At 58.8% G+C, this 22,843-nt stretch carries 20 protein-coding genes and 1 tRNA gene; all 21 read right to left on the minus strand.

The window, feature by feature from the left end; all coding sequences use genetic code 11:
• Positions 1–45 precede the first annotated feature (45 nt).
• Positions 46–135: transfer RNA gene (locus tag ACTQ48_RS03810), tRNA-Leu, on the minus strand.
• A 590-nt stretch (positions 136–725) separates the two neighbouring features.
• A complete protein-coding gene (locus ACTQ48_RS03815; RefSeq protein WP_427795958.1) occupies positions 726–1,754 on the minus strand; it encodes an ABC transporter ATP-binding protein in 1,029 nt (342 codons plus the stop codon).
• The gene (locus ACTQ48_RS03820; protein WP_154517437.1) at positions 1,755–2,846 is read right to left on the minus strand and encodes an ABC transporter ATP-binding protein; all 1,092 of its coding nucleotides are present in this window, start codon (positions 2,844–2,846) and stop codon (positions 1,755–1,757) included. It lies immediately after the preceding gene.
• 2 nt (positions 2,847–2,848) lie between these two features.
• Positions 2,849–3,739, minus strand: a complete 891-nt coding sequence (locus ACTQ48_RS03825; protein WP_370450642.1) for an ABC transporter permease — start codon at positions 3,737–3,739, stop codon at positions 2,849–2,851.
• Positions 3,740–3,798: 59 nt separating this feature from the next.
• Positions 3,799–4,836 carry an ABC transporter permease gene (locus ACTQ48_RS03830; protein WP_304212150.1) on the minus strand — a complete coding sequence of 346 codons (1,038 nt, stop codon included), beginning with the start codon at positions 4,834–4,836 and terminating at the stop codon, positions 3,799–3,801.
• Positions 4,837–4,993: 157 nt separating this feature from the next.
• Positions 4,994–6,670 carry a peptide ABC transporter substrate-binding protein gene (locus ACTQ48_RS03835; RefSeq protein WP_441548326.1) on the minus strand — a complete coding sequence of 559 codons (1,677 nt, stop codon included), beginning with the start codon at positions 6,668–6,670 and terminating at the stop codon, positions 4,994–4,996.
• A 294-nt stretch (positions 6,671–6,964) separates the two neighbouring features.
• A complete protein-coding gene (secG, locus tag ACTQ48_RS03840) occupies positions 6,965–7,219 on the minus strand; it encodes a preprotein translocase subunit SecG (protein WP_006236144.1) in 255 nt (84 codons plus the stop codon).
• 167 nt (positions 7,220–7,386) lie between these two features.
• The gene (gene gpmI / locus ACTQ48_RS03845) at positions 7,387–8,940 is read right to left on the minus strand and encodes a 2,3-bisphosphoglycerate-independent phosphoglycerate mutase (RefSeq protein WP_441083173.1); all 1,554 of its coding nucleotides are present in this window, start codon (positions 8,938–8,940) and stop codon (positions 7,387–7,389) included.
• A gap of 5 nt (positions 8,941–8,945) precedes the next feature.
• A complete protein-coding gene (gene tpiA / locus ACTQ48_RS03850) occupies positions 8,946–9,713 on the minus strand; it encodes a triose-phosphate isomerase (RefSeq protein ID WP_154517452.1) in 768 nt (255 codons plus the stop codon).
• Positions 9,706–10,896 carry a phosphoglycerate kinase gene (locus ACTQ48_RS03855; RefSeq protein WP_304212190.1) on the minus strand — a complete coding sequence of 397 codons (1,191 nt, stop codon included), beginning with the start codon at positions 10,894–10,896 and terminating at the stop codon, positions 9,706–9,708. The genes tpiA and ACTQ48_RS03855 overlap by 8 nt, the downstream gene beginning before the upstream one ends.
• A gap of 140 nt (positions 10,897–11,036) precedes the next feature.
• Positions 11,037–12,062: a type I glyceraldehyde-3-phosphate dehydrogenase gene (gene gap / locus ACTQ48_RS03860; RefSeq protein ID WP_154517458.1), complete on the minus strand. Its 1,026-nt coding sequence runs from the start codon at positions 12,060–12,062 to the stop codon at positions 11,037–11,039.
• Between the two features lie 193 nt (positions 12,063–12,255).
• Entirely contained in the window at positions 12,256–13,185 is a 930-nt protein-coding gene (gene whiA, locus ACTQ48_RS03865; protein ID WP_154517461.1) for a DNA-binding protein WhiA, read from the minus strand.
• A 6-nt stretch (positions 13,186–13,191) separates the two neighbouring features.
• Positions 13,192–14,112 carry an RNase adapter RapZ gene (gene rapZ, locus ACTQ48_RS03870; RefSeq protein ID WP_427718645.1) on the minus strand — a complete coding sequence of 307 codons (921 nt, stop codon included), beginning with the start codon at positions 14,110–14,112 and terminating at the stop codon, positions 13,192–13,194.
• A 99-nt stretch (positions 14,113–14,211) separates the two neighbouring features.
• Positions 14,212–14,898: an N-acetylmannosamine-6-phosphate 2-epimerase gene (locus ACTQ48_RS03875; protein WP_154517496.1), complete on the minus strand. Its 687-nt coding sequence runs from the start codon at positions 14,896–14,898 to the stop codon at positions 14,212–14,214.
• 70 nt (positions 14,899–14,968) lie between these two features.
• On the minus strand, positions 14,969–15,934 hold the full coding sequence (locus ACTQ48_RS03880; protein ID WP_441083174.1) for an ROK family protein: 966 nt from the start codon (positions 15,932–15,934) through the stop codon (positions 14,969–14,971).
• A gap of 170 nt (positions 15,935–16,104) precedes the next feature.
• Positions 16,105–17,025: a dihydrodipicolinate synthase family protein gene (locus tag ACTQ48_RS03885; protein WP_427718650.1), complete on the minus strand. Its 921-nt coding sequence runs from the start codon at positions 17,023–17,025 to the stop codon at positions 16,105–16,107.
• A 68-nt stretch (positions 17,026–17,093) separates the two neighbouring features.
• On the minus strand, positions 17,094–17,945 hold the full coding sequence (locus tag ACTQ48_RS03890) for an acetylxylan esterase (RefSeq protein WP_441570176.1): 852 nt from the start codon (positions 17,943–17,945) through the stop codon (positions 17,094–17,096).
• Positions 17,938–18,915 carry an acetylxylan esterase gene (locus ACTQ48_RS03895; RefSeq protein WP_441570177.1) on the minus strand — a complete coding sequence of 326 codons (978 nt, stop codon included), beginning with the start codon at positions 18,913–18,915 and terminating at the stop codon, positions 17,938–17,940. The genes ACTQ48_RS03890 and ACTQ48_RS03895 overlap by 8 nt, the downstream gene beginning before the upstream one ends.
• A gap of 80 nt (positions 18,916–18,995) precedes the next feature.
• A complete protein-coding gene (locus ACTQ48_RS03900; RefSeq protein ID WP_154517508.1) occupies positions 18,996–19,823 on the minus strand; it encodes an ABC transporter ATP-binding protein in 828 nt (275 codons plus the stop codon).
• The gene (locus ACTQ48_RS03905; RefSeq protein WP_427728769.1) at positions 19,824–21,839 is read right to left on the minus strand and encodes a dipeptide/oligopeptide/nickel ABC transporter permease/ATP-binding protein; all 2,016 of its coding nucleotides are present in this window, start codon (positions 21,837–21,839) and stop codon (positions 19,824–19,826) included.
• A gap of 3 nt (positions 21,840–21,842) precedes the next feature.
• Positions 21,843–22,799, minus strand: a complete 957-nt coding sequence (locus tag ACTQ48_RS03910) for an ABC transporter permease (RefSeq protein WP_370450641.1) — start codon at positions 22,797–22,799, stop codon at positions 21,843–21,845.
• Between the last annotated feature and the right edge of the window lie 44 nt (positions 22,800–22,843).

Here is a 22,843-nt window from a genome sequence, read left to right on the forward strand (position 1 = left end):
TCTATCGGTAACAAAAAAGCCTCCGAAGAGGCTTCTCAAATGCGATGGTGTCGGAGGCGGGACTTGAACCCGCATGACCAAAAAGCGGTCACTAGCACCTCAAGCTAGCGCGTCTGCCAATTCCGCCACTCCGACATGCTATATTGTTGATTCGCAGTTCGTTTTGTTGGACCCGCGCTTTCAACGAGGAAGATAATAACCTATGATTCGAGAACTGTGCAAGCACTTTTTTCAAAAAAGTTTACGAATTTGAAAATGCGCAGGTAGATCTATATGTCCGGGCCGGAATGGGGGCAACTTCCCAACGCGTCCTCGGGCATGCGGTACATTTTGATTCGCGCTTCGCGCTACAAAATGTACCGCCCCCTGCGGAATGCGTTGGGAAGTTGCCCCCATTCCGGCCCTACAGCCACATACTCCAAGTACGATTCTCAAACATATACTGGGGCTGATGCAAATTTGGTGGCTCGGCTTTGCCGAGCCCTTATATAAGGAGGCCGGAGCTAAAGCTCCGGCCTCGCTATCTTTCCCATTAGATTAAGTGAGCGATCAGGGAACCGCATTCCACCTGCCGAGTTGCCGCAGGGCCTGCCCTGGTGTTGCTTTTCAGAACATTCCGCAGGACGGAGGAAGCCCCGCAGCGCGTAGCGCGCAGCGGGGCTTCCGACATGTCCGAGGACGTTCTGAAAAGCAACACCAGGGCAGGCCCGGACGACAACAACCGACTACAGGTCGATATGCGATTCCTTAATCGGGAACGGCTCGGCGAAGTGGCAGGCGCAGCAGTGGCCCGGAGCAACTTCCCTAAACTCGGGAAGCTTCTCGGAGCAGATGCCCTGCGCGATCGGGCAGCGCGTGTGGAAACGGCAGCCAGTCGGCGGATCCAGCGGTGACGGCGGATCGCCGGCAAGGATGATGCGCTTACGAGACTTTTGGATATCCGGATCGGGAACCGGCACGGCAGACAGCAGCGACTGCGTATACGGGTGGTGAGGCTCGCTATAGAGCGTCTTCCAGTCAGAAACCTCGACTACCTTACCCAGATACATAACGGCAACGCGATCGGAGATGTGCTGAACGACGGACAGGTCGTGGGCGATAAACAGATACGCCGTACCAAACTTGTCCTGCAGTTCCTTAAGCAGGTTCAGAACCTGGGCCTGAATGGACACATCCAGAGCGGATACCGGCTCGTCACAGATAATCAGCTTGGGCTTCAGTGCAAAGGCGCGGGCAATGCCGACACGCTGACGCTGGCCACCCGAGAACTCATGAGGATAGCGGTTGATGTGCTCGGGGTTCAGTCCGACAACGTCGAGAAGCTCGCGGACGCGCTCAATGCGCTCCTCCTTGGTTCCCACGCCGTGAATGGTCATGGGTTCGGAGACGATCTCGCCGATGGTCATGCGAGGATTCAGCGAGGCATAAGGGTCCTGGAAGATAAACTGCATCTCGCGACGCATATCCTTGATCTCATGCTTGCTCATTTCGGCAACATCTTTACCCTGGAAGAACACCTTACCGGCGGTCGGCTTGGTCAGGCGCATGATGGTGCGACCCGTAGTGGACTTACCGCAACCAGACTCACCAACCAGACCAAAGGTCTCACCAGGATAAATCTCAAAAGAGATGTCGTTTACAGCAGAGACGACGCGCTTGGAAAAACGCTTGGCGAACATGCCGGACTCTGCGGAGAACTCCTTAGAGAGGTGCTCGACCTTCAGTAGCGGAGTGCGCTCGTTATTGTCTGCCATTTACGCCTCGCCTCCCTTCTTGGAATCCTTACGCGTGCGGGACGTCTCAGGGGCGTTCTTGAGGAACTCGGGGTCACCGGAATAATGGCACGCAGAATAGTGGCCGGACTCGGTGACAAAACGCTCGGGGCGCTGCTTGCGGCACTTATCGGTCGCATAGGGGCAACGAGGCGAGAACACGCAACCCTCGGGCAGGTTCATGAGCGAAGGCGGGTTGCCGTGAATCGGCGTAAGCGGCTTCTTCTCATCGATGGCCTGCTCCGGGATGGAGCGAATCAGGCCCCAGGTATAGGGGTGACGGCTCTCGTAGAAGATTTCCTCAGCAGTACCGAACTCGACGGGACGGCCGGCGTACATAACCATGATCTTGTCGGCCATATCGGCGACAACACCCAGGTCATGGGTAATCATGATGATGGCGTTGCCGTTCTTCTCCTGCATTTCCTGCATAAGCTCAATAATCTGAGCCTGAATGGTAACGTCAAGGGCAGTCGTGGGCTCGTCGGCAATCAGAATATCGGGATCGCAGGCAAGGGCCATGGCAATCATGACACGCTGACGCATACCACCAGAAAACTGGTGCGGATACTCATTGACGCGTTTCTCGGGCTCGGGAATGCCAACGAGGTCCAAAAGCTCGGTGGCGCGCTTGAGCGCCTCCTGCTTGGAGTAGCCACGGTGCAGACGAAGGCCCTCACCCACCTGCTTGCCGATCTTATAGACCGGGTTCAAGGAGGTCATAGGATCCTGGAAGATCATCGCGATATCGTTGCCACGGATGTGCTGCATCTCTTCCTCGGTCATCTCGAGGATAGAACGACCGCGATAGCGAACGTCACCGCCCTCAATCTTTCCCGGAGGCATCGAGATAAGACCCATGATGGTCATGGCGGTCACGGACTTACCGGAGCCGGACTCACCGACGACACCCAGGGTCTCGCCACGATCGAGCGTGTAGGACACACCATCGACAGCGCGAACGACGCCATCCTCGGTGTGGAAATACATCTTAAGGTCATCAACCTCGAGCAGATGCTGGCCCTCGGGAACCGGCTGGTCCTTCAGGTCCACATAGTTCTTGTTCTTCTTCATCCTTATGCGTCCTTCATCTTGACGTCGAGGGCGTCGCGCAGACCGTCACCCAGCAGGGTGAAGGCGAGCACCGTCGAGAGAATTGCCAGACCGGGCATGATCATCATCCAGGGAGCAGTCAGGAGATACTGCTGGCCGTCCTGAATCATGGAGCCCCACGAAGGCGTAGGCGGAATAACGCCCATGCCGAGGAAGGACAGAGCGGACTCGGTCAGAATGGCGCCACCAATGTTCATGGTCGCGTAGACCACGATGGAGGCAACGGAGTTCGGGAAGATGTGACGCACGACGATACGAGCATCAGATGCACCCATCGCGCGCGCAGCGTCAACATAGTCGTTTTCCTTGACCGTCAAGATCGCGGATCGGAAGACGCGCGCAATCGAAGGCCAGCCAAGAATACCGATGGCGATAAAGACGTTCTGAAGACCACGGCCGATAACGGCGATCATGGCGACAACGAACAGCACGTACGGGAACGCAAGGAAGATGTCCGCACAGCGCATGATGATCGTATCCCAGATGCCGCCGTAGAAACCGGCCAGAGCGCCCATGACCAGACCAATCACCGTGGAGATCGCAGTGGCCATAATGCCGACGGACAGCGAAACGCGTGCACCGTAGATAACGCGGACGAGAATGTCACGGCCAAGGGAGTCGGTGCCAAACGGGTGCTCTGCACACGGAGCCAGCAGCGACGTTTCGGCCATGGTGGTCGAATCGGAAGCCGTCGGCGAACCGAGCCAGGGCTTAGCCCACAGATCTGCGGTCAAGGCAACCACAACGACGATAATGATCCAGCAGACACCGATAACGGCGAGCTTGTTCTTACGAAGACGCTTAAAAGCGTCGCCCCACAGCGTGCGAGACTTGGCGGGAGCAGATGCGGCCATGGTGGCGGTAGCCTGCTCCTGAGACTGAGAATCAGTTTCCTGCATGAGACGTACCTCCCTTAGGCCTTATCCGACGGACCGCCAAGGCGGATGCGCGGGTCGAGGAATGCATAGCTAATGTCGACGAGCAGGTTGATCACCATGACGACGACGACGATGAGCGTAACGCCGCCCATAACGATGGGCCAGTCACGCATGCTAATGGCGCGATAGACCTCATAGCCGATACCGGGCCAGTTAAAAACCGTCTCGGTCAGGATGGCGCCCGAAAGCATGGCACCAAAGTCGACACCAATATAGGTAACGACGGGGATGAGTGCATTCTTAAGCGCATGCTTGATGATGATCGCGCGATTGGAGAGACCCTTGGCCTTTGCCGTACGGATGTAATCCTGGCTCATGACGTCAAGCAGCTGCGAGCGCATAATGCGGGCGGCATAAGCGGTCGAAACCGAAGCCAGCGTAATGGTCGGAAGCACATAGTGCATCCAATCCTGATACTGAGAACTGGAACCACCGGCACCCGAGATCGGCATGGAGAATGCACCGCCCGTGGCGTCCTTGAGAATGACGCCAAAGAACAGCTGCAGCAACATACCGAGCCAGAAGGCCGGGACGGCAACGAGGATCGACGTGGTGAGCGTTACCAAAATATCCCAGAAGGAATAACGCTTTACCGCCGAAATGATACCCGCACCGATACCCATGATTGCCTCGAGTACGATGGCGCACGCGGCAAGTTTGACCGTATACGGATACTTCTGGGCAAAGATTTCCGTAACCGGCAGCTTGCGCTGATAGGAATTACCCAGATCGCCATGAAGCAGGCCGTTCATGTAATACAAGTAACGGTCCACGAGCGACGTTTGAACGGGGTCGCCGTTCTCGTCAAGGATCGCGTTGCCGTCCTCGTCCGATTGGACCAGGTGATAGCGGACGCGAAGCTGAAGCTCCACCTCGGGGGACAGAGCCTTGTCTCCACCGATCAGCTTGATCGGATCTCCCGGCACGATATTCTGGAGGGCGAACAGAATCAGCGTAACGCCCAAAAATACCGGGATGAACTGAAGCACACGTTTAACGATGTACTTACCCATACCACTCCCCTATCTAGGGATTAACCTAAATGGGATGCCGATCGCCAGACCGGCATCCCAAAATTACCATCAGCCAGTTTACCCCAGGTTAGGGAGAACTGTATGTTTCCCATGAGGTCTACGTAAATACTTGACCCTCACGGAAGCTGCAAAACTCTTAGGCGAGCTCAGCGGTACCCAGATCGGCGTGCTTCTGCGGATCGACATAGAGGTACTTGATGCGATCGGAGCCGGCGATGGTGTGCGTGTAGAACATCAGCGGGATGACCGGGCAGTCAGCAGCGACCATTGCGTCGGCCTCCTGCATCTTAGCGACGCGCTCTTCGTCGTCAATCGTGGTACGGGCCTCGTCGACCTTGGCGTCGAACTCGGGGTTGTTGTAACCAGAACGGTTGTCGCCACCGAGGGAGTCGGAGTGGAACAGCGGATACAGGAAGTTGTCCATGATCGGGTAGTCGGCAATCCAGCCCAGACGACCGAACTGATAGTTGAGGTTCTGGTATTGCTCGAGCAGGGCAGACCACTCGGGGGTATCGGAGACGGCGGTAATGCCAACCTTGGCAAGGTCACCGATAATGGACTCCATGATCTCCTTGTGGCCACCGTCCTGGTTGTAGGACAGAGTCACGTTAATGCCACGGTCACCGTTGGCGTCGGCGGGAGCAACCTTGTCGAGGTACTCGTTAGCCTTGTCGACGTCGTAGGCGCAGAACTCCCATGCGCCCTCCTTGTAGCCATCGATGCCCGGAGGAACAATGCCATCAGCGGGGGTGCGGGTACCCTTGAAGATGGTCTTGCAGATGGCCTCACGGTTGATGGCCAGGGAGATACCCTTACGCAGATCGGCGTTGTTGAACGGCTCGGCCGTGGTGTTGCAGGTCAGGTAGTAGGTGGAAGGCTCGGCACCGAGCAGCATGCGCTCGCCGTCGCCCATGGTGTAGCCGTCCTTGGACTCGCCGCGATCCTTCTTGGCGGCGTCGATCTGAGCAACGGGAACGTCGCAGATGTCAAGGTTACCGGCCTGGAACTCCTTGTAAGCGGTCTCCACGTCCTTGATGACCTGGAAGTGGATGCCATCGATTTTGGCCTTGTCGCCATAGTAATCGTCGAACTTCTTGAGGTTGATCTCCTGACCATCCTCCCACTTGCCGTCCATCATGAACGGGCCGTTACCGATCGGGGCAAGGTAGAAGCTCTTGACATCGGACTCGGCGCACTCGGGAACCGGGGACAGAGCCGGATGAGAGGCGACGAAGGGGAAGTCGGCGTAAGCGGAAGTCAGCTTGACGACGAGGGTCTCATCGTCAGGGCAGGTAACACCGCTGAGCTCAGTAGTGTTACCGGCAAGCAGATCGTCATAGCCCTCGACCATGGAAAGGTGATAGGAGACCTCGGAAGGACCATACTCTTGAGCGACAGCGGACTTGGTGCTGACCAGACGCTCCCAACCGAGCTTAAAGGACTTGGAGGTAACGTCATCACCGTTGTGGAACTTGGCCTTCTTGATCTTGAAGGTAAACTCGGTGGCATCGTCGTTGGCCTCGAAGGACTCGCAAGCCAGCGGAACGATCTCGCCCTTCTCGGCGTCATAAGAGGTCAGAGCGTCAAAGAGCTGGTACTCGACCTGAGTGCCCTGGTCCTCCTGGACATTGTAGGGGTCGATGCAGACCGGGTTATTGATGTAGAAGTTCAGCGTCGAACCGGACTCAGAACCGGAAGCGTCGCCGCCCTTCTTGCCGCATGCGGCAAGAAAAGCCATGGAGCTCGCAGCAAGGGTACCGCCGACAAAGGCGCGACGACCCATAACGGGCTGGTGGAACATAGAATCAGCCATGCCATCCTCCTTATGAGATAGGACAAAGAAACGTTCAGTCGGACATATGTCGAGACAATCCGATCCGAACTATCGAAACGCCGCCCGTTGCTATGGCTGGTTATGCACAACAGGCCAACGTTTTCAATACAGTAGCGCATTTTATGCACGGCTTGGGGCTAATTCCGGTTAACGGTCGAGAATTTCTTTAGTTGGGCGCAGTATGTGGTGATATTCTGGCTCTGTTACAAGTCTGTAAACAAAAAGGGCCCCGTACATGCGGGACCCTTTTTAATTTTTTTATGCGACTCGTGCTTAGTAGCCCACGATGCCCTGCGGGAAGAAAAACATGCAGAGCACGACGCACACGGCAAACACGACAGCCATGATGACGGTCAGGCGGTCAAGGTTCTGCTCCATAACGCCCGTGGCAGAGCTGGAGTTATACAGCGAGCTGGCAATCATATCCGAAACGCCGGTGCCCTTACCGGAATGCATCAGGACGAGAATCGTCAGCGCCACGGCAGAGACAGCCCAAACTACAAACAGCAGAATCTGAAACGGACCCATAGAGAAGCTCCTTAATAGAACAATTCAAACTCTAGTACTGTACCACAACCCCCGACACTCCCCACCTGCCATTTGGGGACGAGGTAGAAATGGCAGAAATACCAAAAAAAGGGGGGGTTGCCCGAATATGGTCAACCCCCTTGCAAAGAAACGCTTGGCGTTTTCTCTTAGGCCTCGGTCGCGAGCACGCGGCCCGTCATCTCGGCGGAAGGCTCCAGACCAGCCATGGTGAGCATAGTCGGGGCGATATCGGAAAGTCGACCGTCCTCGATACCGGTGAGCTGTGCCTTCTCATCAACGATGATGAACGGCACGCGGTTGGTGGTGTGAGCCGTAAACGGATGCTTGGAACCGTCGGAAGCAACGTCAAACATGTGATCGGCGTTGCCGTGGTCGGCGGTAATCAGCGCAAAGCCGCCCTTAGCGAGAATCGCCGGGACAACCTTGGACAGGGCATCGTCAACAGCCTCGACGGCCTTAACGGCCGCGTCGAAGACACCGGTGTGACCAACCATGTCGCAGTTCGCGAAGTTCACGATGTAGAAATCAGCGCGGTCCTCGTTGATGGCAGCGACGAGCTTCTCGGTAACCTCGGGAGCGCTCATCTCGGGCTGCAAATCGTAGGTAGCAACCTTGGGGGAAGCGACGAGCACGCGCTCCTCGCCCTCCTTGGGCTCCTCGATGCCGCCGTTAAGGAAGAACGTCACGTGGGCGTACTTCTCGGTCTCGGCGGTGTGCAGCTGCTTCAGGCCATTGGCTGCGATTACGTCGGCCAGAACGTTCTCGGGGAACGTCTTGGGGAAGGCGACCTCGACGTCAAACGTCGGATCGTATTCGGTCATCGTCACAAAGTGCGAGAGCTTGATCTGCTCGCGCTCAAAGCCGTCGAACTCCTTGTCCGTGAACACGCGGGTCATCTGACGAGCGCGGTCGGGACGGAAGTTGAAGAAGATGGCCGCGTCGCCCTCGTGGATGCCCTCGTTGTGGGCAGCGAACGGCTCAACGAACTCATCGCCGCGCGGATCCTTCTCGTAGTAGGCCTTGATACCGGCAACGGGGTCGGTATCGGCATCGGACGCATTGACCATGACGTCGTAGGCGCGCTCGATGCGCTCCCAACGGTTGTCGCGGTCCATAGCCCAATAACGGCCCGAGACGGTAGCAACGCGAGCGTCGCAACCAGTCTCCTCGGAGATCTTGGCCAGGAAGGCGCAGAACTCGCTCATGTAGCCGGCACCGGACTGCGGATCGACGTCGCGGCCATCCATAAAGGCGTGAACGCGAACGGTCTTAATGCCATACTGGGCAGCCATCTTGACCAGGGCCTCGACATGGTTCATGTGAGAATGAACACCGCCGGGGCTCATGAGGCCCATGAGGTGCAGGGTCTTGCCCTCGGTCTTGACGTCATCCATAGCCTTGACGAAAACCTCGTTCTTGGCGATGGAGCCGTCCTTGATGGCGTTGTTGATGCGCGAAAGCTCCTGAAACACGATGCGGCCGGCACCGATGTTGAGGTGACCCACCTCGGAGTTGCCCATCTGGCCGTCGGGAAGGCCCACGTCCTCGCCCGAAGCACCGAGCGTGGTGTGAGGATACTTCTCGTACAGGCTATCGAGGAAGGGCGTCTTGGCGGCAGCGACGGCGTTCTCGCCGTCGGCCGGAGCCAAGCCGCAGCCATCCATGATAATTAGGAGTGCAGGAAGATGACGCTGTGCCATATGCCCTACTCGCCTGCCTTGACGACCATAGAGGCGAAGTCGGCAGCCTTGAGCGAAGCGCCGCCCACGAGGGCGCCGTCAACGTCGGGCTTGGCAACAAGCTCAGCGATGTTGGCGGGCTTGGCGGAGCCACCATAAAGAACGCGGATGCCGTTGGCGAGCTCCTCGCCGAACATCTCCTTGAGGGTCTCACGGATAGCGCCGCAGACCTCCTGAGCGTCCTCGGCGGTAGCGGTCTTGCCGGTGCCGATGGCCCAGATGGGCTCGTAGGCGACGACGACCTGCTTGGGGCAGGTGATCTCAAGACCCTCGAGACCAGCCTTGACCTGGTTCACGACATGCTCGACATAGGTGCCGGCCTCGCGAACCTCAAGGGACTCACCGCAGCAGAAGACGGGAACAAGACCGGCGGCAACGAGAGCCTTAGCCTTCTTGTTCTGGTCCTCATCGGTCTCGTGGAAGTAGTCACGACGCTCGGAGTGGCCGATGATGCAGTAGGTGCAGCCAGCGGACTTGAGCATGTCGCAAGAGGACTCACCGGTGAAGGCACCCTTGGCCTCCCAGTACACGTTCTGTGCACCGAGGGCGATGGGGGCAGCCTGAATGCGGTCATGAACCGTAGTAATGTCGATGGTCGGAGGGCAGACGAGCACCTCGACGCCAGCCGGCACCTCGGGCAGAGCCTGGGCCAGCTCGTCGGCGAGCTTGGCAGCCTCGGCGACGTCGTTGTTCATCTTCCAGTTACCAGCGATAAGAAGGGTGCGATTAGGCATCGAGAAGCGCCTCCACTCCGGGCAGGGCCTTACCCTCGACGAGCTCCATGGAAGCGCCACCGCCGGTGGAGATCCAGCTCATCTTGTCGGCCAGGTTAAACTTGTTGACGGCTGCGACGGAATCGCCACCACCGATGATCGAGGTGCAATCAGCCTCGGCGACAGCCTCGGCGATAGCCTGGGTGCCGTGAGCGAAGTTGTCGAACTCAAAGACGCCCATGGGGCCATTCCAGAATACGGTCTTGGCGCCCTTGACGGCCTCGGCGTAGAGCTCCTCGGTCTTGGGGCCGATGTCCATGCCCTCACGGTCGTCGGGGATAGCGTCGGAAGCGACAACCTCGGGGACAGCGTCCTCGCCAAAGTGGTCGGCAACACGGTTGTCGATAGGGAGCAGGATCTTGACGCCCTTCTCCTCGGCCTTCTTGAGCATCTCGCCAGCGCGCTCGACCCAGTCCTCTTCCTTGAGGGACTGACCGACGGTCATGCCCTGAGCCAGGAAGAAGGTATAGGCCATGCCGCCACCGATAATCAGGGTGTCGGCGGAGTCGATAAGGTGATCGAGAACGCCGATCTTGGAGGAAACCTTGGAACCGCCGACGATGGCGACGAAGGGACGCTCGGGCTCGGCGAAGATACCGGTCAGCGTGTCGACCTCCTTCTCCAGAAGGAAGCCAGCGACTGCGGGCAGGTAAGCGGCGGGACCCACGACGGAACCCTGGGCGCGGTGAGCGGTACCGAAGGCGTCGAGAACGAAGACGTCGCCATAGGAAGCGAGGGTCTTGGCGATCTCGGGATCGTTCTTCTTCTCACGCTTGTCAAAACGGACGTTCTCGAGAACGAGGACCTTGCCCGGCTCGACGGCGGCGACGGCCTCGGCGGCCTTCTCGCCATAAGTGTCGGCGACAAAAGCAACATCGAGACCAGAGAGCTCGGCGAGCTTCTTGGCGACGGGCTCGAGGGAAAGCTCGGGCTGGAAGCCGGTGCCCTCAGGACGGCCAAGGTGGCTCATGAGGATAACGCGAGCATTGTGCTCAACGAGATAGTTGATGGTGGGCAGGGCAGCCTTGATACGGGTGGTGTCGCCAACGACGCCATCCTTGATAGGCACGTTGAAGTCAACGCGGACGAGAACGCGCTTGCCGTCGACATCGATGTCGCGGACGGTCTTCTTGGTAAAGGCCATGTTTGCTTCTACCTTTCGTACGTGTCTGCCTCCCATTACGGCAGACGATTTCTTATAAAAAGGGCGCGACCTTAGGGTGTAAGCCCTATAAGGCCGCGCCCTTTTTTAGACGCTCAACGAGCTATTCGCTAAAAGCTAAATTAAGCAACGAACTTCTCGAAGTACTTGATGGTGCGGACCATCTGAGAGGTGTAGGAGTTCTCGTTGTCGTACCAAGAGGTAACCTGAACGAGGGTCTGGCCGTTGCCGAGGTCAGAGCACATGGTCTGAGTGGCGTCGAAGATGGAGCCATGGGTCTCGCCGATGATATCGGTGGAGACGATGTCGTCCTCGTTGTAAGCGAAGGTCTCGGAGATGGTGGCAGCGTAGGCCTTCATAGCGGCGTTGACCTCGTCGGCGGTAACCTTCTTGTCAACGACAGCGTAGAGGTTGGTGAGGGAGCCGGTCGGCGTCGGGACGCGCTGGGCGGCACCGATGAGCTTACCGTTGAGCTCGGGGAGAACCAGGCCGATAGCCTTGGCAGCACCGGTGGTGTTGGGGACGATGTTGACGGCGCAGGCGCGGCTACGACGCTTGTTGCCCTTGCGCTGCGGGCCGTCGAGCGGCATCTGGTCGCCAGTCCAGGCGTGAATGGTGGTCATGATGCCGGACACGATGGGAGCGAAGTCGTTCAGACCCTTGGCCATCGGGGCGAGGCAGTTGGTGGTGCAGGAAGCAGCGGAGATGATGTTGTCCTCAGCGGTCAGCGTCTCATGGTTGACGTTGTACACGATGGTGGGCAGATCGCTGCCAGCCGGAGCGGAGATGACGACCTTCTTGGCACCAGCGTTGATGTGGGCCTGAGCCTTAGCCTTGCTGGTGTAGAAGCCAGTGCACTCGAGAACGACGTCGACGTCGAGGTCGCCCCAAGGCAGGTTGTTGGCGTCGGCCTCCTTGTAGATCTTGATCTCCTTGCCGTCAACGGTGATGGAATCCTCGCCAGCGACGACCTCGTGATCGCGAGCATAGTTGCCCTGCGTGGAGTCGTACTTCAGCAGGTAAGCGAGCATATCGGGAGAGGTGAGGTCGTTGATAGCGACGATCTCGGAGCCCTCATGACCGAACATCTGACGGAAGGCCAGACGACCGATGCGACCGAAGCCGTTAATAGCAACCTTTACTGCCATTGTGTCTCCTTTCGTAAGGCCCCCGCAAGCTACAGCGCCCGCCGTTGAGGCCCACAAACTAACCACTCGCCTAATATACCTTTTTTTTGACTTGAATTTCACGAGAATGCTCGAAATTGAAAATCAAATTTGCTTTAAAACGTTTTAAAGCATAAAACAGCAGTTCAAGTACTATATAAACTGCCGCTTTAAACTACCTGTTCGCTTCAATGAGCTTTTCAAGACGCAAAACACGGTGATATAGGGCCGACTTTGACAAAGGAGGGTCGGCCATCTCCCCCAAATCTCGCAGTGAGAGATCGGGATAGCGCTCACGTAAGTCACAAAAGGCCGCCAAGGCATCCGGGAGCACATCGCGCATGCCGCGTCGCTCAAGCTCCTCGATAAGCGCGAGCTGATGTTGGGCAGCGCCGGCGCTTCTCGTCTGGTTGGCCAGCTCAGCATTCACACGACGATTTACGTCGTTTTTCACCAACTTGACCGCACGGGCTTCCTCGATTTCGGCAACGCTGCGCTTGGCGCCAATCAATTTGAGCAAATGCTCAATCTCCTCGGCGCTCTTGATGTACACGGCATATGATCCTCGCCGGGCGTTGACGCGTGCATGAACCCCGACCTGCTCCAACAGGTCGCAAAGCCCCTTGGCGTATTGTTCGCCCTGCACCGCAATCTCCAAGTGAAAATCGCCACGCGGGTCTGCCACAAAGCCGCCGGCAATCAAAGCGCCGCGAATGTAGGCGAGCCTGCAGCAGGGCCGGGCGACGATATGGCGCGGCACACCGGCGACGAGCCCTCCCCTGCGGTCGAGAATGCCCAGCAGAACCAAAGCCTTATCGAGGTCGGGCTGGTCGGGCAAGGTGATGAGATAGTTTCGCACCTTATGCAAGACCGACTTGCGAACGGTAAACTCCGTTTTGAGCTTGAGGATGCGGTGCGTCAGCGTAATCATCGTGCGTGCAACGGCACCCGTCTCGGTCGCAACCGTCAAACGGTACCGACCAGAGCCCGCCAGCGAAAGCGTGCCACTCACACGTGTAAGAGCGGCAAGTGTCGACAGATCGCAATATTCACATTCGGGTTCGCAGCGCGCGAGCTCGTCACGCACCTCGGCGGTAAACGACATTCAAACCTATGCTTTCGTATTGGCACGCGACAGGTCGCGGTGAGAAATGCTCACGTGATACTGAGCACCTTCCAGGTATCGGGCCGTAGCCTCTGCAATGGCAACGCTGCGGTGCTGGCCGCCCGTACAGCCGATGGCAATGGAAAGCTGCGGCTTGCCCTCCGCGATATAACCCGGCATGACCGTATCGAGCAACTGCGTCCAAACCTTCCAGAACTCCTGCGTCTTGGGATGGTCCAGGACAAAGTCGGAGACCTTCTTATCGAGGCCGGTCAACGTGCGCATCTCGGGGTCGTAGAATGGATTAGGCAGGAAGCGAACATCGATCATGATGTCTGCCTCGACGGGCATACCATGCTTAAAGCCAAATGAGAAGACGTGGACGTCCATGAGCTGCTGGTCGGACAGCTCTGAAAAAGCCGCACGCAGCTTATTGCGTAAAGCAGAGGTACGAAGGCGGCTCGTATCGATGATCATATCGGCTCGGTCGCGCACGCCCTGGAGTTGTAAACGCTCGCGCTGGATGGCGTCGGCCGTGGTCTCCCCCGGCTTCGCAATGGGATGGCGGCGGCGGTTTTCGCTGTAGCGGCGAATCAGCACCTCATCAGATGCATCGAGAAACACAATGTCACAGCTCATCTCGCGCTCTTCCAAGGCGGCAACGGCGTCAAGCAGCTCATCAAACAGGCCTTGGCTGCGAAGGTCACAGGTAACAGCAAGATGTCTACCCACACCCGTATTGATGCCAACGAGCTCTGCGAGCTGCGCAATCAGACGCGGAGGCAGGTTGTCGATACAAAAATAGCCCATGTCCTCAAACACATGCATGGCTTGCGTTCGGCCCGATCCGGACATTCCGGTGATGATGACGATATCGGGAATGCGCTCCGTGCGCTCCGCCGCATCCATGGCATCTCCCTTTTGCATGTGCTGCCTCCTAAAATAAGCGCAGGACCCGGCCAGCGGATCCCGCGCGATCAATTGCCTTAGTTGAGTATACCGCCCCAAGCGGATACGAGGCCCGTCTTACGCCTCAAGCGCAGCCTTGAACCAACTCGTAATACTTGTGGGGTGCGTAATGGCAGTGCCAACGACAACGGCCCAGGCGCCGGCGTCAATCGCGGCGCGAGCCTCCTCGGGCGTATGCACACGACCCTCGCAAATAATGGGAAGACCGGGGAACTCCTCGGTTGCCTGGCGCAAAAGCGGCAGGTCGGGGCCGTCTGCCATGGTGCAATCGATGGCGGCGACGCCATGCGAAAGCGTAGTGGAAACCAAATCGAAGCCCATGTCGACCGCGCGGCGGATATCCTCGATCGTGGCGCAGTCCGCCATCAGAAGCACGCCCTCCTCGTGCAGCGGACGAAAAGTGTCCTCGAGCGACTTGCCATCGGGGCGCGGACGATCGGTGGCGTCAATCGCCACGATGTCAGCACCGGCAGCAACGCAGGCGCGGGCGTGACGCAGCGTCGGCGTGATGTAAACGCCCTCGTGTCCATCCTTCCACAGGCCGATAACAGGAACCTCACAACGACCCTTAATGGCAGCAATGTCGGCAAGGCCCTGGCAGCGAATGGCGGCGGCGCCTCCGAGTTCGCAAGCGCGAGACATTTGAGCCATGGTCTCGGGCGTACGAAGCGGCTCGCCCATATACGCCTGAACGCTCACGATGAGCTTACCCTTCAGGGATTGAATTAAAGGATCGACGGTCATAAGGCTATAACCTTTCTCAGAACAGCCTCCCGAGGCGTGTCGTCTCGGGAGGCTCCTACAGCAGATACGTTTACTTTAACGAGGCAAGAAGATGCTCGGCGGCGCCGATAAGCGGTGCGTCGCCCTCCAGAGAACCGATGAGGATCGGCGTGTCCTGAAGCGGATCGAGCGCCTGGCTGGCATAGCCCTCGTGTACCGAATCCTTCCACGTCTGCGAACGCCAATCGGGTCCCTGGTGAATTACGCCACCCGAAAGCACGATGACCTCTGGATCCAGAATGTTGGCGAGCGAGCCCAAGCTAGCGCCCAATGCAAAGCCGGCATCGTGGATGACCTCGGTCGCCTTTGCGTCACCCGCGCGGCACAGGTCGTTCACGTCGCGGCCAACCGAGGGACGGCTGGGGTCAACACGACCGAAGCGCTCGTCGTACATGCGCCCAATCGACGTACCCGAAGCCACCGACTCCAGATGGCCGGAACGCCCGCAGGCGCAGGGAATGCCGGCGGCAGCCGAGCACTCGATGTGGCCCATATGGCCGGCAGCACCATGGAAGCCCTGCATCACGCGGCCGTTCTCGACATATGCGCCTCCGATACCCGTGCCGATGCCCAGACACAAGACGGAGAACTTGCCCTTGCCGACGCCCCAATGGGCCTCACCCAGAGCATGAGCCTGCACGTCGCCTACAACGGCAACGGGAAGACCGAGGTCCTCGCGCAGACGCGGCCCCAACTGAACGCCGGACCAGCCGGGCATGATCTCGTTGGCATACGCGATGGCGCCCGTCTTGGGATCGACGACGCCAGCGGCACCGATACCGACGCCAAGGACCTCGACATCGGGATTCGCCTCGAGAGCGGCCTTGACGGACGCCTCGATACGCTGGAAGACGGCCTCACCGCCCTCTTGGGCCTCGGTGGGAACCTCAGCCTCAAATACGGGATGGGGCACGCCGCCATCAGCCGGATATTCCATAATGGCGGTCGCAATCTTGGTGCCACCGATATCAACGGAGCAGATGTACTTGTTCTCCATGTCGCTCTCCTTAGGAGATAAAAACAACTACAGGAAATTAAAGGCGGTGTTATCGCCGCAGCTTGCTAAAGGCTTCCCGAGTGCCCGGGGTTGGGGTGAAAGCGGTCGGGCATTGACCTAATGGGTCACGCTCGATCGCTTGAGCCCAAGATCGGGTGCCCGGGAAAGCTTTACAGGAGACCGTTGTCCTGCAGGACCTTCCTAATCGCCTCGACGTTCTCGCCGGTCATGGCCTTCACCGGGCGCGGCATGGTCGGGCTGTCGAAAATGCCCATGAGGTTCATAGCGGTCTTGAAGGCGCCAACGCCACCGGCATAGCCCTGGACGCCCGAGGTGACGTCCCAGATGTGCGAAATCTCATTGAGGCGATCCTGCTCGGCTTTGACGGTAGCCCAGTCACCAGCCTGAGCGGCCTTCCACTGACGCACGTAGCCCTCGGGCTCAACGTTGGCGAGACCCGGGACAGAGCCGTCGGCGCCACCAAGGTAGGCACCGTCGACGACGACCTCATGGCCGGTGAGGATGCTCATCGGATGGCCGTTCTTCTCGTTCTCCTGAACGAGGTAGCGGAACGAGACGTCGTCACCCGAGGAATCCTTGACGCCAGCAAGGACGCCCTCGGCGCCGAGCTTTGCAAGGAGCTTCCAGGGGAGCTTGGTGTGAACGCACACGGGAATGTCATAGGCAAAGATGGGCAGGTCGAGCTCCTCGTGCAGGATGCGGAAATGCTCCTCGACCTCGGTCATGCCCTGCAGGGCATAGAACGGGCAGGTGGCGACGAGCGCATCGGCGCCCAGCTCCTGAGCAACCTTACCGTGCTCAATCATGCGCTCGGTCTCGGTATCGATGATGCCGACCAGAACAGGAACGCGGTGGTCGACGATTCGAACGGCCTCGGCGATGATCTGTCGACGACGCTCGTCGGTGGAGAAAACGACCTCACCCGAAGAGCCCAGGAAGAACAGGCCATCGACGCCGGCGTCGATCATGCGGTTGATGCTGCGCTCAAAGGAGGCAACGTCGAGCTGGTGATCTTCGGTATCGGGAACAACGACGGGAGGAATAACGCCGGTGAATTTCTGAGTTGCCACAAGAATCTCCTTAGTTGTCTGGCGGGTGGCCCTATGCCGCCCACTCTTGTTGGCAGTGTCCAGGCCGTCTAGGCCAAAGAACACAGGTAGAACGCTTGGTTAAAGAAGTCGACGACTTCGTTTTCGAACGCATTGATGCGTTCGTGAGCATATTTGGCATAGATAATATGCCTCCGGTCACACTCAAGACCGTTGAATACGGCAAACTGGCCCTTGGGATCGCTCACGGCATCCATGAGCGATGTACCCATGAGTACCGATCCGCGCACCCGAGACGACAGCGCTTCGAGGCCGCCGGGAAGCGGATTGGCAACCGCCGTGCAGGCAAGGCCCCGCTCGTCCAGAGCAGAAACCGCCAGCGCGACTCCACCGCCAAGGCCCTCGCCCCATGCAAAGATGCGGTCGGGGTCCATGCCGTCAAGATTGCGCGCGACCTTTGCCATTGCACAGCCCCAGCGGACGCGTTCAACAAAAACGGGCGAGGTAACCCCCTGCTTCAGCTCGCTGAGCCCAATCACATCGTCGTCCAGCGCAAGCACGGCATATCCCATGGCGGCAAACCTCGTCATGTGATGCCATCCACGTACGGGTCGGTCGATGTCGTGAAACATCAGGCATAGCGGCACAAGCTCGGATGCCCGGGCGCAACCTGAGGGCTCAATCAAACGGCCGTGTACGACTTCCCCGGCAAGTTCAAAGGAAACCTCGGAGTAACGCGCGCACGGATTGGCGAAATCAATCGCCGTGACAGTCAGTCCGCAAACCTCAAGGTCCGAAGCGGCTGTCTCCAACTCGGAAACATCCGCCAAGGCATCGCCACGCCAATCACGGAAATCGGAGAGCCTTGACGAAACCGTCCCAGAGATCCCCGCAAGCTCGGGGTCAATCAGCTCATTGACATTGCTCTCGCACTTAGACATGAGCCTCCCCTTCCTTGCAGAAAAACGGAATGATCAGATCGTCAAAATCCTGAATCTCCTCGTGGCCAAAACCCTCAAAGAACTCATGGCGCTTCTCACAGGTCAGGTTGTTGTAGACCGCAAACTGCGTCGCCGGTGGACAGACGATATCAGCCGTTCCCGTGCCAAACAGCACGGGGCATTTGACCATGGGGGCAAAGTTCTTGGAATCGAAATACGCCAGCTTGGCATAGGCTTCGTCAATACGAGTCGAGTCCTCGTCAAACCAGCGAGACCAATAGCGCAGGCCCTCGTAGGCAATGTCGTCGGCATCCAAATCCCAGACCAGGCGGAAATCCGACAGGAAAGGATAGAGGATGGCGGCACGATTGATAAGCTCGCTGTTAAGCGCGCAGGTCGCAATGCCCAAGCCACCGCCCTGCGAAGCACCGTTCACAAAAACACGGGCAAGATCGATGCCCTCGAGCTCGCGAATAATGCGGCACAGAATGCGGATATCCTGATGCAAGCGTACGTAGTAGAGATTGGCCGGATCGCCGTCGATACCGGCAACGATATGCCCGGCAACCGTTGTGCCTTCAAATCCACCAATATCCGCGGAGGGGCCACCCTGACCGGGGCAGTCGAGGGCGACAAGTGCCATGCCCATACCCGAAAACGATGCCTGCTCGAACCAGCTGCGGCTTGCGCCCGGATAGCCGTGGAACTGTAGCACCAGCGGCACGGACTCGTCCGAAACCGGCTTGAGATACTTGGCATGCAGGCGGGCGCCACACATGCCGGTATACCAGAGGTCAAAAAACTGGCAGGTCGCAGCATCGGCAATCGATGCCGCCTCAACCGAATAGTCGATCTCGACGGCGTCAGCCTCGGCCATGCGGTCGTTCCAAAAGAGATCGAAATCTGATGGACGAGGCATGGCGCCCCGATAACCACCAAATTGCTGTTGTAGCTCCTGAGCGCTTGGCATGGCTCGTGAACCCAACCTTTCGAAATCGCAACGAAGGTGCGCCCGGCAAGGGAGCCGGGCGCACAGGAGGGAAAGCGAACCTACTCGCCAAGCTTGGGGTGCAGCAGCGACGGCGCAGCACCGAGCAGCATCTTGGTGTAGGGGTCCTGCGGGTTCTGGAAGACCTGCTTGGCCTCGCCCTGCTCGACGATCTTGCCGCCGTTCATGACGATGATGTCGTCAGAGATGTAGCGGACCGTCTGGATGTCATGGCTAATGAACACCATAGCCAGGCCGAGCTCCTTCTTAAGATCGGTCAACAGGTTGAGGATCTGCGCGCGGACCGAAACGTCCAGAGCCGAGGTGGGCTCGTCGGCGATGATGGCGTCAGGGTTCAACGACAGGGCACGGGCAATTGCCACGCGCTGGCGCTGACCGCCCGAAAGCTGGCCGGGAAGAACCTCGGCGGCAGAGCTGGGCAGACCGGTGAGTTCCAGGAGTTCCTTAACGCGCTTCTCCTGCTCGGCCTCGGTACCCAGGTTGTGGACGCGCATGGGGTCGAGCAGCTGCTCACGAACGACCATGCGAGGGTTGAGTGCCGTCGCGGGGTTCTGGAACACGACCGAGATGACGCGGCCCATGTGACGACGATCCTCGGCAGTACGCTTGGTGACGTCCTTGCCCTTAAAGTAGACCTTGCCACTCGTGGGGGCCTGCAGGCCGCACATGACATTAGCAGTGGTGGACTTGCCGCAACCGGACTCGCCGACGATGCCGATCGTCTGACCGGGCATGAGCTTAATGGTCACGCCTTGGACGGCATGAACCAGATTGGGGTGCAGGATCGAACCGGTACGGGTCCTAAAGGTGACGTGGACATCGTCAAGGAAGATAATCGGCTCGACGCCGTTGACCGCAGTCTCGCTCATCTACATCACCTCCGCATGAGGGGTCAAACCATTTGCCTTGAGCACCTCATCGGGGAGCTCGGAATAGAAGTGCTCGGTGCCGGGCACGCGCTTGAAGACCGGACGGGTGTCCAGGCCGATGTGCGGATGGCTTGAGCGGGGCGCGAAGCGATCGCCCTTGGGGAAATCGCGCGGGCTGGGGACGGCGCCGGGCACCTGGTGCAGGCGGCCCGAACCGCTCTCGATGGACAGAACGGAACCCAGAAGACCGCGGGTGTACTCGTGAATCGGGTTGGTGAGCAGCTCCTTGGTGGGCGCCTGCTCGATAACCTGACCGGCGTACATAACCGTGATGTTATGGGCGACCTCGGCGACCAACGCCAGGTCATGCGAAACGAAGATCATGGCAAAGCCGAGCTTGGCCTGAAGATCGTTGAGCAGCTTAATGACCTGCTTTTGGACGGTAACGTCCAGAGCGGTCGTGGGCTCGTCGCAGATGACCAGCTTGGGGTCGCGGGTAAGGGCCATAGCGATCAGAACGCGCTGACGCTGTCCACCGGAAAGCTCGTGCGGATAGCTCTCGAGCGTGCGCTTGGGATCGAGGCCGACGAGCTCCAGGAGCTCCTCGGCGCTGCGGGTGCCGCCGCGCTTGGTGAGCTGCTTCATCTGGGCGGAGATGAGCATAGAGGGGTTGAGCGAGGACAGGGCGTCCTGATAGACCATGGCGATATCGGTACCGCGCAGGCCGAACCACTCCTTCTTGCTCATCTTGAGCAGGTCACGACCCTCCCAGAGGACCTCGCCGGAAAGATGCTCGTCCTCATCGGTCAGGCCCATGATGGCCAGCGTGGTGATGGACTTACCGCAGCCGGACTCGCCTACCAGGCCCATGGTCTGGCCGGGACGGACGTCAAAGTTGACATGGTCGACCACGTTGATATCACCGTGGTGCTCAAACTGGATGCAGAAATCGCGGACCGAAAGAATCGGCTCAACGGACTCATCGGGCACATGGCGGTCGTTACGCTTGAGCTCGACATCGCGCAGGGCGCCAAGACGGGCGGACAGGGACTGGGCCTGCTCCTTGTAGGCGCGAACGGGGTCGGAGACCAGCAGGTCGGCCTCGCGGCGCTTGGAGGAATCGGTCGGATCCAGGGCGGCGGAAGGAGCAGCGGCCATAGCGTCGGTAATGCCCTCGGAGAGGATGTTGAGCGCCAGGCAGGTGATCATGATGGCCAGACCCGGGAACAGCGCCTGCCACCAACGACCGGCGAGCACGCCACCGCGGGCGTCGGCGAGGATGTTGCCCCACGTAGCAGTGGGCTCCTGGATGCCAGCGCCGATAAAGGTCAGCGAAGCCTCGAAGATAATAGCGTCGGCGACCAGGGTGACGGTGAAGACCATGATCGGGGCAATGCAGTTACGAAGAACGTGCTTGATCAGAATCCACGGAGCCTTGGCGCCGGAGACGATGACCGCGCGGACATAGTCCTCACCGTACTCGGATACGATGTTGGCACGCACGATACGGGCGATCTGCGGGGTGTACATAAAGCCGATCGCAAAGATAATCGACGGCACGGAGTTGCCCAGGATGGAAACGAAGACGGCTGCGAGGGCGATACCCGGGACAGACATGATGATGTCCAGGATGCGCATAATCGTCTCGGAGACGGCCTTGCGCGAAACCGCAGCAAGAGCACCGACAACGGAGCCACAGACCAGAGCCATAGCGGTAGCACCAAAGCCGATGATCAGCGAGTAACGGCCACCGTAGAGCATACGCGAAAGGATGTCACGGCCCTTGTCGTCGGTTCCGAAGATAAACCCGTTGCCGGGAGCCTGGCGAGCCGTAAAGATCTCGACCGGGCTATAGGGGGCAAGAACGGGGGCAAGAATCGCAGTCAGGGCGACCAGCACCAGCACGATGGCGGCAATCTTAGAAGATAACGTCATCTTCTTCCAGCCACCGAGCTTGAGCCCCTTGGAGGCAGCCTTCTCGAGCTGCTCGGTTTGCTTCTCTCGAATCTTTACCATAATCTACACCGTCCTGATGCGCGGGTTGATGAGCAGGTAGAGCATGTCAACCACGATGTTGATGATGATGAAGGCAAGAGCAACGACGATGACGACGCCCTGAACCAGGTTCGCCTCGTTGCCCTGAACGCCCTGCAGGATCGCAGTGCCCATGCCGGGGAGGTTGAAGATGACCTCGATGACGACGGCGCCGCCCATGAGATAGCCAATCTTAAGACCGAGGGTGGTGACCGGGGTGATCAGCGCGTTGCGAAGAACGTTGATGCCGACGACGACCTTCTCGGGAACGCCGGCGCCGCGAGCCATACGGACATAGTCCTTGTCGAGCTCCTCGACCATGGCGGTACGCACGATACGAGTCATCTGACCCGTCAGCGGAAATGCCAAGGCGATGGCGGGCATGATCATGCGTCCCAGATAGCCAGCCGGATTCGTGGTGAAGTGCGGCAGGGCACCCGATGCCGGGAGTACCTTAAGGTAGGAGGAGAACAGCAGGATCAACAGAACGGCAAGCCAGAACGACGGGGTTGCCAAGCCGGCGATGGAAAAGACGCGGATCACTTGGTCCGGCCATTTATCGCGATACAGTGCCGCGATGACGCCGAGCAAAAACGATACGACCGCACCGATGGCAAGACCGATGAAGGTCAGCTGCATCGTGACGGGTAGGGCCGTGGAGATGCGCTTGGCAACGGAGTTGCGAGCAGCACCATAGGTGCCCATGTCGCCATGGATCAAATTGCCCATATAGCGCACGTAGCGCACGGGCCAGGGGTCGTCCAGACCATACTTCTCATGGTACTCGGCAACCGCCTCGGGCGAGGCACCGTCACCCAACGCCGTGTAGGCGGGGTCGGTCTTGGAGAACGACATAAGGAAGAACACCAGGACGGTGACGCCCAATGCCATGATCGGCAGCGCCACGAGACGCCTTCCAATCAAACGTAGAAAGTTGTTCACGTTCTCTCCCCTTTCTTTTGTCGGTAGGACCAACTGGTATATGA

It is taken from the genome of Collinsella sp. Sow4_E3 (genome assembly GCF_052116285.1).
Lineage (GTDB): Bacteria > Actinomycetota > Coriobacteriia > Coriobacteriales > Coriobacteriaceae > Collinsella.

Excerpts from the sequence above, each read along its gene's own strand:
- ACTQ48_RS03815 (WP_427795958.1), bottom strand. The coding sequence starts at position 1,754 with ATGGCAGACAATAACGAGCGCACTCCGCTACTGAAGGTCGAGCACCTC.
- tpiA (WP_154517452.1), bottom strand. The coding sequence starts at position 9,713 with ATGCCTAATCGCACCCTTCTTATCGCTGGTAACTGGAAGATGAACAAC.
- ACTQ48_RS03855 (WP_304212190.1), bottom strand. The coding sequence starts at position 10,896 with ATGGCCTTTACCAAGAAGACCGTCCGCGACATCGATGTCGACGGCAAG.
- rapZ (WP_427718645.1), bottom strand. The coding sequence starts at position 14,112 with ATGCAAAAGGGAGATGCCATGGATGCGGCGGAGCGCACGGAGCGCATT.
- ACTQ48_RS03905 (WP_427728769.1), bottom strand. The coding sequence starts at position 21,839 with ATGGTAAAGATTCGAGAGAAGCAAACCGAGCAGCTCGAGAAGGCTGCC.
- ACTQ48_RS03890 (WP_441570176.1), bottom strand. The coding sequence starts at position 17,945 with ATGTCTAAGTGCGAGAGCAATGTCAATGAGCTGATTGACCCCGAGCTT.
- ACTQ48_RS03835 (WP_441548326.1), bottom strand. The coding sequence starts at position 6,670 with ATGGCTGATTCTATGTTCCACCAGCCCGTTATGGGTCGTCGCGCCTTT.
- ACTQ48_RS03825 (WP_370450642.1), bottom strand. The coding sequence starts at position 3,739 with ATGGCCGCATCTGCTCCCGCCAAGTCTCGCACGCTGTGGGGCGACGCT.
- ACTQ48_RS03895 (WP_441570177.1), bottom strand. The coding sequence starts at position 18,915 with ATGCCAAGCGCTCAGGAGCTACAACAGCAATTTGGTGGTTATCGGGGC.
- whiA (WP_154517461.1), bottom strand. The coding sequence starts at position 13,185 with ATGTCGTTTACCGCCGAGGTGCGTGACGAGCTCGCGCGCTGCGAACCC.
- gap (WP_154517458.1), bottom strand. The coding sequence starts at position 12,062 with ATGGCAGTAAAGGTTGCTATTAACGGCTTCGGTCGCATCGGTCGTCTG.
- ACTQ48_RS03875 (WP_154517496.1), bottom strand. The coding sequence starts at position 14,898 with ATGACCGTCGATCCTTTAATTCAATCCCTGAAGGGTAAGCTCATCGTG.
- ACTQ48_RS03900 (WP_154517508.1), bottom strand. The coding sequence starts at position 19,823 with ATGAGCGAGACTGCGGTCAACGGCGTCGAGCCGATTATCTTCCTTGAC.
- secG (WP_006236144.1), bottom strand. The coding sequence starts at position 7,219 with ATGGGTCCGTTTCAGATTCTGCTGTTTGTAGTTTGGGCTGTCTCTGCC.
- ACTQ48_RS03820 (WP_154517437.1), bottom strand. The coding sequence starts at position 2,846 with ATGAAGAAGAACAAGAACTATGTGGACCTGAAGGACCAGCCGGTTCCC.
- ACTQ48_RS03830 (WP_304212150.1), bottom strand. The coding sequence starts at position 4,836 with ATGGGTAAGTACATCGTTAAACGTGTGCTTCAGTTCATCCCGGTATTT.
- ACTQ48_RS03880 (WP_441083174.1), bottom strand. The coding sequence starts at position 15,934 with ATGGAGAACAAGTACATCTGCTCCGTTGATATCGGTGGCACCAAGATT.
- gpmI (WP_441083173.1), bottom strand. The coding sequence starts at position 8,940 with ATGGCACAGCGTCATCTTCCTGCACTCCTAATTATCATGGATGGCTGC.